The following is a 14664-nucleotide window of genomic DNA, read 5'->3' on the forward strand; positions in this document are numbered from 1 at the left end:
CTTACTCTCTGATTAATTGAGCTAACGCCTGTTTCAGGCTTACTCGTGAAATTTTAATATTGCCTTGCGATTCCAAATTTAATGGGAAGTAACGCACTGGCTGTTTAAATCGTTCAATTTTATTGGTTAAAAAATCTTGTACTTTTTGCACCGCAGTTTGGCTAAACTCTTGCTGGAATTTCACCATAGCAACAGGTCGTTGACCAAATTCGGCATCATCAATAGGTAACACAAAAACCTGTTCCACTAAAGGATGTTGCTGAATTATTTGCTCAATTTCTTCGGGCTGAATATTTTCTCCCCCTGAAATAAATTGATTATCCAAACGTCCTAAAATATGTAATTGTTCACCATCCCAATGAGCTTTATCTTTGGTTTGTAACCAACCTTGCGTATTAGTCAGTGATTGAATTGTGCCTTGTTGCCAATGCCCCAATGCCAAGCCAGCACCTTTGAGCCAGATTTCATCATTCACCATTTGAAATTCACGCCCCAATAGAGGTTGCCCCACCCCCACTTTGTCATCACATTTTTTAGCAAATACCGTGGATGCCATTTCAGTCATTCCATAACCCGCATAAGTTTGTATGCCAAGTGCGGTCAATTTTTGCGTAATTTCCACAGGAATATTAGCCCCACCTAATAAAATTGCTTGAGTTTGTACCGCACTTTGAGGATATGCTGCAATGTATTCAAATAACCGTAATGCTTGTGTTGGCACTAAAGATACATGACTGGCTTGTAACACATCATGATAAAAATCACTGCTCGGCACATGCAATTCAGCCCCTTGCAATAACCAACGCCATACGATACCTTGCCCCGAAACATGATACAACGGTAAAGATAATAACCAAGATTTGTCGGCGGTAAAATCCGTCAGTTGACACACTCCTTGAGCATTTGCTAAATGAGCTTGCACCGTATGTACAATAGCTCTCGGCATACCCGTTGAACCAGAGGTTAAGGTTAAAGTTAATCCTTGCGTCATCTGATGATTACTGGATCGCACCACAAAATCCTGTGTTTTTTGCTGGGTCGTACAATCAATCCAACATTGAATTTGATTAGTCACACAAAGTTGTTGTATTTTTTCCGTGCTAAAAGCAGGGTTAATGCCTAACACTCGCATATTGCCTTGTAGTCCAGCTAAATAGCAACAAAGCAGATCAAGGCTATTTTTGCCTGAAAAAGCAACGCCATTCCCTGCTTGTAAACCAAGTGAAGTTAACCAATCTAATTTGGCTGAAATCAGTTGATTTAGTTCAAGCCAACTAAAAGCAACGCCCTGCGAGTGATCTCGCAAGGCGATTTGAGCTTGCTTATGCGGATGATTAGCATATTGTTGCCAAGGTAATAATTGCATAACGGCTAATTAATCCGCTACAAAGGCATTTTTAACATAATCAATCGTTTTCTCATCAAATCCCATTTCACGCATAACGCCCTCAAACATAATCATTTTACGACCACTATTATTATTGGTAATCACCCAATGTGGACTATCTGGAATTTGTTTTGGTTTAGTATGATTACCTGCTTCAAGTAAGGTTTGTTCATCCTGAGCAAAATAAACCCGAGTTCGCCCTTGTACATTTTCACTGCTAATGGCTTGAGCAAAATCCTCAGGGTTTGACTTATATAAACCACTTAATATAGTCAAGAAACGCACAACAGCTTTGCTCTCTTGTTTAAATTCAGGTGTTTCTAGCAACGCCACAAGATCTGCACTATCACTTTGTTTACTCACAGATTGTGCCACTTGAACATCTTCTGCTGGCTGTGAAACCCCTTGTGGTTCCATTATTTGCTGATATTCTGTTGGTATTTCGCTTTGTTCAGATGCAGTGTCTTGTTGTTGTACTGACGATGGTTTATCCACATTTTCCGCTTTATCAGATAAATCTAACGCCACCGAACTAATACTTAAAGACGGCAAATTTAATAAACGGCGTAAAATATCCGATGCACTTTCACCAATAGACTGCGTATGACTGGCGATGTATTGATAGAGTTCTTCATCAACTTCAATTATTTTCATTTATTCTGCTCTCAAAACTTGATTAACAATCCATTTTTCCGCATTATACCGACTTCTGATTAAATTCTCTATGTAAAAAACGATTAAAAAAGCCATGTCAGTTCAACAATTACTCAATTATCAATTTACACCATGCAACATTGCACAAACACCAACCATGGTATTTATCCACGGTTTATTTGGTGATATGAATAACCTAGGTATCATTGCACGTGCATTTAGTGAACAATATTCTATTTTACGCCTTGATTTACGTAATCACGGACAAAGTTTTCACGCAGATGACATGAATTACACTCTGATGGCACAAGATGTCATTGCAGTATTAGAACATTTACAACTGAACAATCTCATTTTAGTTGGACATTCCATGGGGGGAAAAACAGCCATGCGAGTAGCCAATTTACGCCCAGATTTGATCGCTAAATTAATTGTGATTGATATTGCCCCTGTCAGTTATAAACATAACTGGCATAATGATGTATTTATGGGTTTATTTGCCGTAAAACAAGCCAATGCAGAAAGTCGCCAAACAGCGAAACCAATATTAGCTCAATATATCAAACAAGAAAGCATACAACAATTTATGTTGAAATCCTTTGATGCCAATTCATCTGAAAAATTTCGCTTTAATACCACCGCACTTTATCAACATTATGCAGATATTATGGACTGGCAACCGCAAGCCCCTTGCGAAATACCCACCCTATTTATCAAAGGGGGTTTATCCGATTATATTCACCCCACTTATACGCAGACTATTTTAGATCAATTTCCCCATGCCAGTTCCTTTACTATTAATGGTTCGGGACATTGGGTTCATGCGGAAAAACCTGATTTTGTTGTGAGAGCGATTGAACGGTTTATTCAATCAAATTAATCTTAATTTAGACGTTTAATTTATAGGGAATTTATGTTATAGTTTCGCAGATATTCTCACTTCAGCTAATCATTATCAATATACGAATGATTACTAAATAGATAATAAAATAATGCTAATATTCAAGGAAAAATAGGTAAATAAAAAATGGCTATTGTTGGTTTATTTTACGGTAGTGACACAGGCAATACAGAAAATATTGCTAAAATGATTCAAAAACAACTTGGCAATGATGTGGTAGATATTCGCGACATTGCCAAAAGCACCAAAGAAGACATAGAAAGTTATGATTTCTTAATGATTGGGATTCCGACTTGGTATTATGGTGAAGCTCAATGTGACTGGGACGATTTCTTCCCAACCTTAGAAAAAATTGATTTTACGGACAAATTAGTGGCTATTTTTGGCTGTGGTGATCAGGAAGATTATGCCGATTATTTCTGTGATGCAATGGGAACCGTCCGCAATATTATTGAACCACATGGTGCAATTATTGTAGGTAACTGGTCAACCGAGGGATATAACTTTGAATCTTCACAAGCATTAATTGACGATAAAACTTTCGTTGGTTTATGTATTGATGAAGATCGTCAACCAGAATTAACTGCTCAGCGTGTTGAAACTTGGGTAAAACAGGTTTATGATGAAATGTGTTTAGCAGAACTCGCATAAGGATAAAGAAATATGTCAGAAGAAAATATTAAATTACTCAAAAAAGTGGGATTAAAAATCACTGAACCACGCTTAACTATTTTGGCTCTTATGCAAGAACACAAAATGGAGCATTTTTCGGCAGAAGATGTGTACAAATTGTTACTTGAGAAAGGCGAAGAAATCGGTCTAGCTACCGTTTATCGTGTACTAAACCAGTTCCACGAAGCAAAAATTTTAACCCGTCATAATTTTGAGGGAAACAAATCTGTTTTTGAGTTAGCACCAACAGTACATCATGACCATATAATCTGTGTAGATTGCGGTAAAGTATTTGAGTTTAACGATACCGTTATAGAAGAACGCCAAAAACAAATTAGTAAAGAACATGGCATTCAATTAGAAAACCACAGTTTATATCTGTATGGAAAATGTACAGATATTGAGAAATGTGATAAATAATTTTTTGTGTTTAAAGGAAGAAAGTGCGGTGAAAAAAAATCGCACTTTTTTATTTTTCCTCGCTGGACATTGTCAACAAAGTAAAATGTGATGAAAAACACCACACTTTTTCTAGTCCCCCTTTCAAATAAAATTTTCCCTTAGCCAAAACACCGCATTTTATGCTACAATACCGCCAATTTTTCTCTAAAACTTAGGAAAACTAGATGTCTGAATTAACTCAAGATATAACCCCTATCAGTATTGAAGAAGAACTGAAATCTTCTTATCTCGATTATGCCATGTCGGTCATTGTCGGTCGTGCTTTACCTGATGTACGTGATGGCTTAAAACCAGTGCATCGCCGTGTACTATTTTCTATGGATCAAAGTGGCAACACCTATAATAAATCCTATGTTAAATCCGCTCGTGTAGTAGGCGATGTGATCGGTAAATACCACCCTCATGGTGACAGTGCGGTGTATGACACCATTGTACGTATGGCTCAACCATTCTCATTACGTTATATGTTAGTAGACGGTCAAGGAAACTTTGGTTCGATTGATGGTGATGCACCAGCTGCCATGCGTTATACCGAAGTTCGTATGCAGAAAATTACACAGGAATTACTGACCGATTTAGACAAAGAAACTGTAGATTTCTCGCCTAACTATGACGGTAAGGAAATGATTCCTGATGTATTACCGACTAAAATTCCTGCTCTGTTAGTGAATGGTTCATCTGGTATTGCGGTGGGTATGGCAACTAACATTCCACCACATAATCTGGGTGAAGTAATGGACGGCTGTCTGGCTTATATTGACAATGAAGACATTAGCATTGATGAGTTAATGCAGTTTATTCCCGGTCCTGACTTCCCTACTGCTGCATTAATTAACGGTCGCCGTGGTATTGAAGAAGCCTATAAAACAGGGCGTGGCAAAGTTTACGTGCGGGCTAAAGCCTCTGTCGAAACCAATGAGAAAGGGCGTGAAAAAATCATCATCACGGAAATTCCTTATCAAGTGAATAAAGCCAAATTAGTGGATAAAATTGCGGAACTGATCCGTGAGAAAAAAATTGAAGGCATTGCAGGCATATTAGATCTATCAAACAAAGAGGGGATCTGCCTTGAAATCGACATTAAACGTGATGCTGTCGGCGAAGTGGTGCTAAATCACCTTTACGCCTTAACTCAAATGCAGATCACTTTCGGCATAAACATGGTGGCGTTAGATCACGGTCAACCGAAATTATTCAATTTAAAACAAATTATTGCCGCCTTTGTCAAACACCGCCGTGAAGTCGTTACACGCCGTACAGTGTATGAACTACGTAAAGCACGTGAACGGGCGCATATTTTAGAGGGATTAGCCATTGCCTTGGCGAATATTGATCCTGTGATCAATTTAATTCGTGCCTCCAAAACTGCCGATGAAGCCCGTGAGGGTTTATTAAGTCAACCTTGGACATTGGGCAATGTTGCTCCAATGTTGGAAGCAGCGGGGGTTGATGCCTCTCGCCCAGATGATTTAGGTGCTGAATTTGGCGTACATGATGGTCAATATTTCCTTTCCGATGCTCAAGCACGTGCTATTTTAGAATTACGTTTACACCGTTTAACGGGTTTAGAACACGAAAAAATTGTCGATGAATATAAAACGATTTTAGTTGAAATCGGTGAATTATTACATATTTTAACTAGTGCAGACCGCTTACGTGAAGTGGTTCGTGAAGAATTAGAATTAGTTAAAACTAACTTTAATGATGCACGTCGCACCGAAATTACTGCCTCATCAGGAGATATTAATTTAGAAGATTTAATTGCTCAAGAAGATGTAGTCGTTACCCTTTCACACGAGGGTTATGTGAAATATCAACCTGTTACTGATTACGAAGCACAAAAACGTGGTGGCAAAGGTAAATCAGCGACCAAAATGAAAGAAGAAGATTTTATTGAGAAATTATTAGTGGCGAACACCCATGATACTATTCTCTGCTTCTCAAGTCGTGGACGTTTATACTGGCTGAAAGTGTATCAATTACCACAAGCCAGCCGTGGAGCGAGAGGTCGTCCGATAGTCAATATTTTACCGTTACAAGAAAACGAACGTATTACAGCGATTTTACCTGTGGCAAGTTATGATGAAAATAAATTTATTCTCATGGCAACGGCTGGCGGTATTGTGAAGAAAACTTCTCTCACCGAATTTAGTCGCCCACGTACCAACGGAATTATTGCCGTGAACTTGCGTGATGAAGATGAATTGATCGGTGTGGACATTACCGATGGTTCAAATGAAATTATGTTATTTTCATCACAAGGTCGTGTAGTGCGTTTCGCCGAAAGTGCAGTGCGTGCTATGGGACGTACGGCGACAGGCGTACGAGGGATTAAACTCGCCTTAACTAACGATCTTTCCGATGATGAAAGTGCGGTGGAAATTGAAGAAGTTTCTGATGATAACACAGAAGAAACCTTAGATCTTAATATTGATAAAGTGGTTTCTTTAGTGATACCGAAAAATAATGGCGAAATCCTAACGGCTACCCAAAACGGTTATGGTAAGCGGACTAAATTAGATGAATACCCAACCAAATCTCGTAATACGAAAGGGGTTATCTCTATCAAAGTCAGTGAACGTAATGGTAAAGTAGTGGCATCAACACAAGTAATTGATACCGATCAAATTATGTTGATTACAGACGCTGGCACATTAGTTCGTACTCGAGTAAGCGAAGTAAGTATTGTGGGACGTAACACTCAAGGTGTGCGTTTAATTCGTACTAGCGAAGATGAACATGTGGTTAGTTTGGAACGTTTAGCTGAACCCGAAGATGATGAATTTGATGCTGAAAATGAAAGTGCGGTGGAAAATTCGGAAGAATAATCGTACGGAAGAATAACCGTAACAACGCAAAAGGGGAGCCTATACCAAAATTTGTGTAAATACCCGTTTCTGAGATAATAACCAAAAACAGGTATTTTCATTATGAATGAACAACAAATTAAATTATTGGCTAATGAATTAGCTAAAAACCTCAAAACACCAGAAGATCTCAATCAGCTTTCTCGCGTGCTGAAAAAAATCACTGTGGAAGCCGCTCTCAATACTGAGCTTACAGAACATCTTGGTTATAAGAAAAATCAGCCAAGAAAGGCTAAAAATAGCCGAAATGGTTATAGTCAAAAAACCTTGCTCACCGATGAGGGGGATATTGAACTCAACATTCCCCGAGATCGTGAAAGCACCTTTGAACCCCAAATTATTAAGAAAAATCAAACTCGCATCACGGGTATGATGAGCAAATCATTGCCTTATATGCCAAAGGGTTAAGTAATCAAGAGATTGTTGATTCGTTTAAGGAATTTTATGATGCCGATGTTTCACCTAGCCTAATTTCTCGGGTGACTGATTCAGTCAAAGAACGCATTATTGAGTGGCAAAATGAACCCCTTAACGCGGTGTATGCCATTGTTTATTTGGATTGTATCGTGGTGAAAGTTCGCCAAGATGGTCGGATTATCAATAAATCGGTTTTTGTCGCTTTGGGCGTGAATCTGGAGGGACGCAAAGAGCTGTTAGGGCTGTGGATCGCCGAAAATGAAGGGGCAAAATTTTGGTTAAACGTGCTAACCGAGCTTAAAAATCGTGGCGTACAGGATATTCTAATTGCCTGTATTGATGGCTTAAAAGGCTTTCCTGAAGCGATTAATACGGTCTTTCCTGAAACGAAAATTCAGCTTTGTATCGTGCATATGGTTCGTAATAGTTTGAAATATGTCAGCTGGAAAGATTACAAAGCCGTAACGGCGGATTTAAAGCTGATTTATCAAGCACCTACGGAACAGACAGCCCTGCAAGCACTGGCTGATTTTGAGCAAAAATGGCAAGCAAAATACCCCTTAATCGCCAAAAGCTGGCAGACTCATTGGGCGAATTTAGCCACGATTTTCAGCTACCCTGACGATATTCGCAAGGCAATTTACACGACAAATGCGATTGAATCGTTGAACAGTGTGATTCGGCGAGTGATTAAAAAACGAAATGTCTTCCCGACAGACGAATCTGTGATTAAAATAGTGTGGCTTGCGATTAAAAATGCGTCTAAAAAATGGTCAATGCCAATCCGAAATTGGCGAGCAGCATTGAACCATTTTGTGCTAGAATTTGGTGATCGCTTAAATGATCACCTTTAAGTGAAATTGGTGTTTACACAAAATGTGGGATAGGCTCCAAAAGGGGTTAACATCAGTTAACCCCTTATCATCTATAGACTATTACTAGATTTTATTTGCTAAGAGCTTGATCCATTTTTTCACCCGCATTTTGAATATCTTTACCCACTCCTTTAGTGGTTTCACATGCGGTTAGTGACATCACAAATAAGGCGGATAATACAACTGCAATCATTTTTTTCATACTTTTTCTCCTAATAGTTTCTTAAAATCTATTTCACCATACATGAAATTTTAACAATATTCAATCCGCAATATCTAATTTATGATCTACATCACAAAACCAACATTTCCTTTTTAACAAATAGTACATAAAGTGCTAAACTTTGTGAGAATTTGATTTTAACTTTTATAAGGTAATTTTTATGACAACGTATCGTATTGAAAAAGACACCATGGGCGAAGTTCAAGTACCAGCAGATAAATACTGGGCGGCACAAACTGAACGCTCTCGTAATAATTTTAAAATCGGACCTGAAGCTTCTATGCCACATGAAATTATTGAAGCCTTTGGTTATTTGAAAAAAGCAGCAGCCTATGCCAACCATGATTTAGGCGTATTGCCTGTAGAAAAACGTGATTTAATTGCTCAGGCTTGTGATGAAATCTTGGCTCGTAAATTAGATGATCAATTCCCACTGGTAATTTGGCAAACGGGTTCTGGTACACAATCTAATATGAACTTAAACGAAGTTATTGCAAACCGAGCGCATGTTTTACAAGGTGGTAAATTAGGTGAAAAATCTGTCATTCACCCGAATGATGATGTCAATAAATCTCAATCTTCTAACGACACTTACCCAACCGCAATGCACATTGCGGCTTACAAAAAAGTGGTTGAAACCACTATTCCAGCGGTTGAACGTTTACAAAAAACCTTAGCCAAAAAATCAGCAGAATTTAAAGATGTAGTAAAAATTGGTCGTACTCACCTAATGGATGCTACCCCATTGACTCTTGGTCAAGAATTTTCTGCTTATGCAGCTCAACTTGATTTTGGTTTACGTGCATTAAAAAATACCTTGCCACATTTAGCTCAATTAGCGTTAGGTGGCACGGCTGTCGGCACTGGCTTAAATACACCAAAAGGCTATGATGTGAAAGTGGCAGAATATATTGCAAAATTCACCGCACTTCCATTTATTACCGCTGAAAATAAATTTGAAGCCTTGGCAACTCATGATGCGGTGGTGGAAACCCATGGTGCATTAAAACAATTAGCTATGTCATTATTCAAAATTGCTAATGATATCCGTTTGTTAGCATCAGGTCCACGTTCTGGTATTGGTGAAATTCTGATTCCTGAAAATGAACCAGGTTCTTCTATTATGCCAGGAAAAGTAAATCCGACCCAATGTGAAGCGATGACCATGGTTTGTACCCAAGTGTTAGGTAACGATACTACGATTTCCTTTGCAGGTTCACAAGGTCATTTCCAACTTAATGTGTTTAAACCAGTTATGGCAGCAAACTTCTTGCAATCTGCTCAATTATTAGCGGACGTTTGTGTATCCTTTGATGAACACTGTGCAAGCGGTATTGAACCGAACTATCCACGCATTAAACAACAATTAGAGCAATCTTTAATGTTAGTCACTGCGTTAAATACCCATATCGGTTATGAAAATGCGGCGAAAATTGCGAAAACTGCACATAAAAATGGTACTACCTTAAAAGCAGAAGCCATTAATCTTGGTTTAGTCACCGCTGAACAATTTGATGAATGGGTTCGCCCAGAAGATATGGTGGGTTCATTAAAATAATTATTCACCTAAAACTTGATACGGCTCAATTTTTTGAGCCGTTTTTTATTGCACAAATTAGTCAAATACCCTACTATTAAACTCAACTTTTAGCATTATAAAGGATAACCCAACATGAAAAATGAATTAATTTGTTATAAACGTATGCCCGTTTGGACAAGAGACAGTTTACCGAAAATGTTTCAAGAACAGCATAATACCAAAGTAGGCACTTGGGGGAAATTAACTGTTCTCAAAGGACAACTGAAATTTTATGTCTTAGATGAGAACGGTACTGAATTAAGCCAACATATTTTCACACCAGAAACCCAAATTCCGTTGGTTGAACCGCAAGTTTGGCATAAAGTAGAAGCTCTTTCTGATGATTTGGAATGTTTCCTTGAATTTCATTGTAAAAAAGAAGATTATTTTGCTAAAAAATACAATATGACTCCAACTCACTCCGAAGTCAAAGCAGCGGTTGAACAAATTAAGCCATGCAAAGTATTAGACTTAGGTTGTGGGCAAGGGCGTAATGCGTTATTTTTAAGTTTATTAGGCTATGATGTAACCGCTTGGGATCACAATGAAATGAGCCTTGCTTTTTTAAATGAAACCAAAGCCAAAGAAAATCTGCCAATTTCCACCGCGGTTTATGATATTAACAGTGCAAATATTCAAGAAAATTATGACTTTATCCTTTCTACTGTGGTATTTATGTTCCTCAATCGTGAAGCCGTACCTGCGATTATTGAAAATATGCAAGCCCACACAAATACTGGTGGTTATAATTTAATTGTAGCGGCACTGGACACCGCTGATTATCCTTGCCCAATGCCATTTTCTTTTACCTTTAAAGAAAATGAATTGAGAAATTATTATCAGGACTGGGAATTATTAAAATATAACGAAGAACTGGGTGAATTGCATAAAACCGATGAAAATGGCAATCGGATTAAAATGAAATTTGTCACTATGTTGGCGAAGAAAAAATAATGCAGGTTTATGGCTTATTAGTGGACGATGAAACTCGCTGTGAGCATTATCACAGTGCAGTGGATATTATTGCCATTCAATTCAAATGCTGCGGTAAATTTTATCCTTGCTATCAATGCCATAATGCTTGTGAAGATCACCCGATTGAACGTTGGTCAAAAACAGAATTTGATCAACACGCGATTTTATGTGGTCACTGTAAAAAAACCTTGAGCATTAAGCAATATATGGGGGCGACTCATTGCCCTCATTGTCAAGCTCAGTTTAATATGGGTTGTCAAAAACATTATGCGATTTATTTTGACATCAGAGAATAAAATAGATATTAATCATAAATACCATTCATTTTTTATATAAAATTCAAAATAAAAACATCATTTTTATCTAACCAAAACAAAAAGATAGACTTTCTTATAAATAAAAGAGATTATGCCGTTCTCTTTTATTTATTTGGAGTCATTATGTTTAAGACATTTTTTGATCTTATTGAATCAGGTATTAACTGGTTTAACCAAACCCTAAGCACACCATTATGGGATATTACCATCGTGTTATTACTCGGTGTTGGCTTATTTTTTACGATTACCACTGGATTAGTTCAACTCCGCTTATTACCACAAAGTTTACGTGAAATGTGGTCTGGGCGTGTTTCTGACGGTGATTCATTAAGTCCGTTCCAAGCCTTTACTACAGGATTAGCTAGCCGTGTTGGAGTAGGTAATATTAGTGGTGTAGCAACAGCGATTGCTATCGGTGGATCGGGTGCAGTGTTTTGGATGTGGATGACTGCTTTACTGGGAATGTCCAGTGCCTTTGCGGAATCTAGCTTGGCTCAATTATTCAAAGTACAAGATAAAGACGGTACGTTCCGTGGTGGTCCAGCTTATTATATTACACAAGGTTTAAAAGCCCCTTGGTTAGCGGTAATTTTCGCTCTATCTTTAATCTTCACCTTTGGTTTTGCATTTAATGCGGTACAAGCTAACTCTATTGTCGAAGCCACCCATAATGCTTGGAAATGGGATGCTCAGTATGTAGGCATGGCGTTAGTTGTGTTAAGTGGTTTAATTATTTTTGGTGGCATTAAACGTATCGGTGGATTCTCAGCCAAAGTCGTACCAACTATGGCGTTATTTTATTTAATTATTGCTGTGATTATTTTAGGTATGAATATCAGCAAAGTCCCAACTATATTATCGGATATTGTTTCCAGTGCCTTTGATTTTTCTGCTATGGCTGGTGGCTTTTTTGGTGCCGTGTTATCAAAATCCATGTTAATGGGCATTAAACGGGGTTTATTCTCCAATGAAGCGGGGATGGGTTCTGCTCCGAATGCTGCCGCCAGTGCAGATGTTAAACACCCTGCTAGTCAAGGTTTAATCCAAATGCTCGGCGTGTTTGTGGATACGATTGTGGTGTGTAGCTGTACGGCGATCATCATTTTATTATCCGATGATTACGCCACATCTGGTTTACAAAGCATTTCGTTAACCCAACATGCCTTACAATTCCATGTGGGCGATTTTGGTTTGCATTTCCTTGCATTTATTTTATTCTTGTTTGCCTTTTCTTCCATTATCGGTAACTATGCTTATGCGGAAAGTAATATTCGTTTTATTAAAAACCGTCCGTGGCTAGTATTAATGTTCCGTTTAGCGGTATTGTTCTTTGTCTATTTTGGAGCGGTAAATTCTGCCACTATCGTATGGGATTTTGCTGATTCCGTGATGGCAATTATGGCAATGGTTAACTTAGTTGCCATTGTGTTGTTATCGCCGATTGTGTGGATTATTTTAAAAGATTATCAACACCAATTAAACGCCAAGCAAGAACCAACATTTTATGTTGATGATCATCCGCAATTAAAAAAATATAATCTTGATCCAAGACTATGGAAAAAATAAATTAAAATACTCAACGGGAATTAAAACAACAAAAAGTGCGGTGAAAATATTTAATTTTTCACCGCACTTCGTCTTTTCTCATAACAAAATCTAAAACTAACGTTTTACACCTAATACAATATGAGATGCTTTGATTAGAGCTGTGACTTTAGAACCAATCACTAAACCTAGATTTTTAACACTGGTTTCAGTAATAATGGCGGTAAGTTCAATTCCTCCATCTGTTTTCACTGAAACTTCTGCATTCACCGCCCCATCAGTAACTTGCTGAACCGTCGCATTAAATTGATTACGACAAGATAGGATTAAATCATTATCCGTTGATAAGATCACCGAAGGTGCTTTAAAAATAGCGACCACATCTGAACCTACTTTTAAACCTAAATTTTGGGTACTTTCTGATGTAATAGAAGCCACTAATTTTTCACCACTGGTTAAAACGAGTTCAATAATATCCGTAGTTACACCTGTTTTGATTACTTGCACGGTTGCTTTAAGTTGGTTTCTTGCACTAATTGCCATAATTTTCCTTTTTTTAATAGCTAAATAACAAATTTCATTATATCGGAAAAAATACACTTGAACATTATATAGAAAAATATATAATGGACAGGAAAAATAGATAATAATTAGGTAGTAAAGTTTGAGCGAGTTTTCATCCCACGTTTACTCGCTTTTTTTTATTCAATAGAAAATCCAGAAAATACCCTATCACCCGAATAAATCTGTTCAACTACTCTACTCACTTCTGCACTTGGTGAGCCTTGCTGTAACCAATTTCGCATGGCATTAATTTGCTCTGGATTACCTTCAATAACAGTCAATACCGAACCGTCTGAAAGATTTTTGACATAACCACCGATACCTAATTTTCGAGCTTGTAATAAAGTATAAAAACGAAATCCTACACCCTGTACACGCCCATAAACGGTAAATTGTCTTTTTTCCATATATCCTCCTTTTATTTTTAAGAAATAATATCACTTTTTTTACATTCTGCTATTTCCATTTTAGCAAAATTAGCATAGCATATACTCATCACTTTAGGATGATAAAGTGTAAGTCGTTCGATCAATCGATCCTGAAGAAAGGAGTAAATATGAAATTTCGTCTTGCTGCTATTGCAACTGCAGCATTATTAGCTAGTTCAGCGAGTTTAGCTGGTGTTGTTACAAGTTCATCAAATATTGATTTTTTAGCTATTGATGGTCAAAAAGCCAGTAAATCTTTATTAAAAGATGTTCGTTCATTTAATATTAACGACACAAACACACACCAAGTCGTTATTCGTATTTCTGAAATTGTACGTGAAGGCTCTGACCGTAGTCTATTTGAAAGTGATCCTATCGTAGTAACATTCCAAGGTTCTACAGAAGATATTCAAATTTCAGCACCTCGCTTAAGTACCGAGCGTGATGCAGAAAAGTTTAAACAAAATCCCAATATTACCGTGAAAACAAGTTCAGGAAAAACCATTAGCACCAAACAAGAATACTTGAAACAAGAAGGTTTCTTACCTGGGGTAAATTTGGTCGAGAACTTATCTGAATACAATGCTTCAGGTGCAGTTGCTGCTGTACCAGCATTAGCTACTGCAACTTTACCAGCCACGGTTGCAACCATAGGTTCGAACGGTAAAGTACAAAAAGGTAAAGTCACTGTACAAGGTGAAAATGCAGCAGAACAAATGTTGCAATATTGGTATCAACAAGCTGATAAAGAAACTCAACAACGTTTCTTAAATTGGGTAAAAAATCAAAAATAGTTCT

Annotated in this window: 14 protein-coding genes and 1 pseudogene; 10 read left to right on the forward strand and 5 right to left on the reverse strand. The window is 37.6% G+C overall.

Annotation, left to right across the window (positions count from 1 at the left end; all coding sequences use genetic code 11):
- Position 1 precedes the first annotated feature (1 nt).
- Together menE and seqA are read right to left on the reverse strand one after the other, a co-directional pair.
- Positions 2-1366 (reverse strand): o-succinylbenzoate--CoA ligase, encoded by a 1365-nt coding sequence (menE, locus tag O1Q80_RS08135; RefSeq protein WP_386694300.1) that lies wholly within the window; start codon positions 1364-1366, stop codon positions 2-4.
- Between the two features lie 9 nt (positions 1367-1375).
- Positions 1376-2041 (reverse strand): replication initiation negative regulator SeqA, encoded by a 666-nt coding sequence (seqA, locus tag O1Q80_RS08140; RefSeq protein WP_386694303.1) that lies wholly within the window; start codon positions 2039-2041, stop codon positions 1376-1378.
- 94 nt (positions 2042-2135) lie between these two features.
- Here seqA and O1Q80_RS08145 point away from each other — a divergent pair, with 94 nt between their 5' ends.
- The 5 genes and pseudogenes from O1Q80_RS08145 to O1Q80_RS08165 all read left to right on the forward strand — a co-directional run bounded on the left by O1Q80_RS08145 (position 2136) and on the right by O1Q80_RS08165 (position 8214).
- A complete protein-coding gene (locus O1Q80_RS08145; RefSeq protein WP_386694306.1) occupies positions 2136-2921 on the forward strand; it encodes an alpha/beta fold hydrolase in 786 nt (261 codons plus the stop codon).
- 147 nt (positions 2922-3068) lie between these two features.
- Positions 3069-3593 carry a flavodoxin FldA gene (gene fldA, locus O1Q80_RS08150; protein WP_386686767.1) on the forward strand — a complete coding sequence of 175 codons (525 nt, stop codon included), beginning with the start codon at positions 3069-3071 and terminating at the stop codon, positions 3591-3593.
- A gap of 12 nt (positions 3594-3605) precedes the next feature.
- Entirely contained in the window at positions 3606-4034 is a 429-nt protein-coding gene (gene fur / locus O1Q80_RS08155) for a ferric iron uptake transcriptional regulator (protein ID WP_386686770.1), read from the forward strand.
- A 206-nt stretch (positions 4035-4240) separates the two neighbouring features.
- Positions 4241-6904: a DNA topoisomerase (ATP-hydrolyzing) subunit A gene (gene gyrA, locus O1Q80_RS08160; RefSeq protein WP_386694309.1), complete on the forward strand. Its 2664-nt coding sequence runs from the start codon at positions 4241-4243 to the stop codon at positions 6902-6904.
- Positions 6905-7006: 102 nt separating this feature from the next.
- Positions 7007-8214 (forward strand): annotated as a pseudogene (locus O1Q80_RS08165) (IS256 family transposase).
- A 91-nt stretch (positions 8215-8305) separates the two neighbouring features.
- Here the strand turns inward: O1Q80_RS08165 and O1Q80_RS08170 are convergent.
- On the reverse strand, positions 8306-8437 hold the full coding sequence (locus O1Q80_RS08170; protein WP_386686774.1) for an entericidin A/B family lipoprotein: 132 nt from the start codon (positions 8435-8437) through the stop codon (positions 8306-8308).
- A 181-nt stretch (positions 8438-8618) separates the two neighbouring features.
- Between O1Q80_RS08170 and fumC the strand changes: the two genes are divergently transcribed.
- The 4 genes from fumC to O1Q80_RS08190 all read left to right on the forward strand — a co-directional run bounded on the left by fumC (position 8619) and on the right by O1Q80_RS08190 (position 12895).
- The gene (gene fumC, locus O1Q80_RS08175) at positions 8619-10016 is read left to right on the forward strand and encodes a class II fumarate hydratase (RefSeq protein ID WP_386686776.1); all 1398 of its coding nucleotides are present in this window, start codon (positions 8619-8621) and stop codon (positions 10014-10016) included.
- Positions 10017-10130: 114 nt separating this feature from the next.
- Positions 10131-10991 (forward strand): SAM-dependent methyltransferase TehB, encoded by an 861-nt coding sequence (tehB, locus tag O1Q80_RS08180; protein WP_386694312.1) that lies wholly within the window; start codon positions 10131-10133, stop codon positions 10989-10991.
- A complete protein-coding gene (locus tag O1Q80_RS08185; protein WP_386696169.1) occupies positions 10988-11308 on the forward strand; it encodes a CHY zinc finger protein in 321 nt (106 codons plus the stop codon). Before tehB ends, O1Q80_RS08185 begins: the two co-directional genes overlap by 4 nt.
- A 144-nt stretch (positions 11309-11452) precedes the next feature.
- Positions 11453-12895, forward strand: coding sequence for an alanine/glycine:cation symporter family protein (locus tag O1Q80_RS08190; protein ID WP_386694315.1), 1443 nt, complete (start codon positions 11453-11455; stop codon positions 12893-12895).
- Between the two features lie 96 nt (positions 12896-12991).
- On the opposite strand, the gene O1Q80_RS08195 is transcribed toward O1Q80_RS08190, so the two are convergent.
- Together O1Q80_RS08195 and O1Q80_RS08200 are read right to left on the reverse strand one after the other, a co-directional pair.
- Complete coding sequence (locus O1Q80_RS08195) at positions 12992-13417, reverse strand: molybdopterin-binding protein (RefSeq protein WP_386686782.1); 426 nt, start codon at positions 13415-13417, stop codon at positions 12992-12994.
- Between the two features lie 158 nt (positions 13418-13575).
- Positions 13576-13845, reverse strand: coding sequence for an acylphosphatase (locus O1Q80_RS08200; RefSeq protein WP_386686784.1), 270 nt, complete (start codon positions 13843-13845; stop codon positions 13576-13578).
- Positions 13846-13994: 149 nt separating this feature from the next.
- On the opposite strand from O1Q80_RS08200, the gene O1Q80_RS08205 reads away from it, so the two are divergent.
- Entirely contained in the window at positions 13995-14660 is a 666-nt protein-coding gene (locus tag O1Q80_RS08205) for a DUF2057 domain-containing protein (RefSeq protein WP_386686786.1), read from the forward strand.
- Positions 14661-14664: the final 4 nt, after the last annotated feature.

Source organism: Lonepinella sp. MS14435 (assembly GCF_042485795.1).
Classification (GTDB): Bacteria; Pseudomonadota; Gammaproteobacteria; order Enterobacterales; family Pasteurellaceae; genus Lonepinella.

What these genes read in the sequence shown, in the direction of transcription:
- menE (WP_386694300.1), bottom strand. Translation starts at nt 1,366, where the DNA reads ATGCAATTATTACCTTGGCAACAATATGCTAATCATCCGCATAAGCAA.
- seqA (WP_386694303.1), bottom strand. Translation starts at nt 2,041, where the DNA reads ATGAAAATAATTGAAGTTGATGAAGAACTCTATCAATACATCGCCAGT.
- O1Q80_RS08145 (WP_386694306.1), top strand. Translation starts at nt 2,136, where the DNA reads ATGTCAGTTCAACAATTACTCAATTATCAATTTACACCATGCAACATT.
- fldA (WP_386686767.1), top strand. Translation starts at nt 3,069, where the DNA reads ATGGCTATTGTTGGTTTATTTTACGGTAGTGACACAGGCAATACAGAA.
- fur (WP_386686770.1), top strand. Translation starts at nt 3,606, where the DNA reads ATGTCAGAAGAAAATATTAAATTACTCAAAAAAGTGGGATTAAAAATC.
- gyrA (WP_386694309.1), top strand. Translation starts at nt 4,241, where the DNA reads ATGTCTGAATTAACTCAAGATATAACCCCTATCAGTATTGAAGAAGAA.
- O1Q80_RS08170 (WP_386686774.1), bottom strand. Translation starts at nt 8,437, where the DNA reads ATGAAAAAAATGATTGCAGTTGTATTATCCGCCTTATTTGTGATGTCA.
- fumC (WP_386686776.1), top strand. Translation starts at nt 8,619, where the DNA reads ATGACAACGTATCGTATTGAAAAAGACACCATGGGCGAAGTTCAAGTA.
- tehB (WP_386694312.1), top strand. Translation starts at nt 10,131, where the DNA reads ATGAAAAATGAATTAATTTGTTATAAACGTATGCCCGTTTGGACAAGA.
- O1Q80_RS08190 (WP_386694315.1), top strand. Translation starts at nt 11,453, where the DNA reads ATGTTTAAGACATTTTTTGATCTTATTGAATCAGGTATTAACTGGTTT.
- O1Q80_RS08195 (WP_386686782.1), bottom strand. Translation starts at nt 13,417, where the DNA reads ATGGCAATTAGTGCAAGAAACCAACTTAAAGCAACCGTGCAAGTAATC.
- O1Q80_RS08200 (WP_386686784.1), bottom strand. Translation starts at nt 13,845, where the DNA reads ATGGAAAAAAGACAATTTACCGTTTATGGGCGTGTACAGGGTGTAGGA.
- O1Q80_RS08205 (WP_386686786.1), top strand. Translation starts at nt 13,995, where the DNA reads ATGAAATTTCGTCTTGCTGCTATTGCAACTGCAGCATTATTAGCTAGT.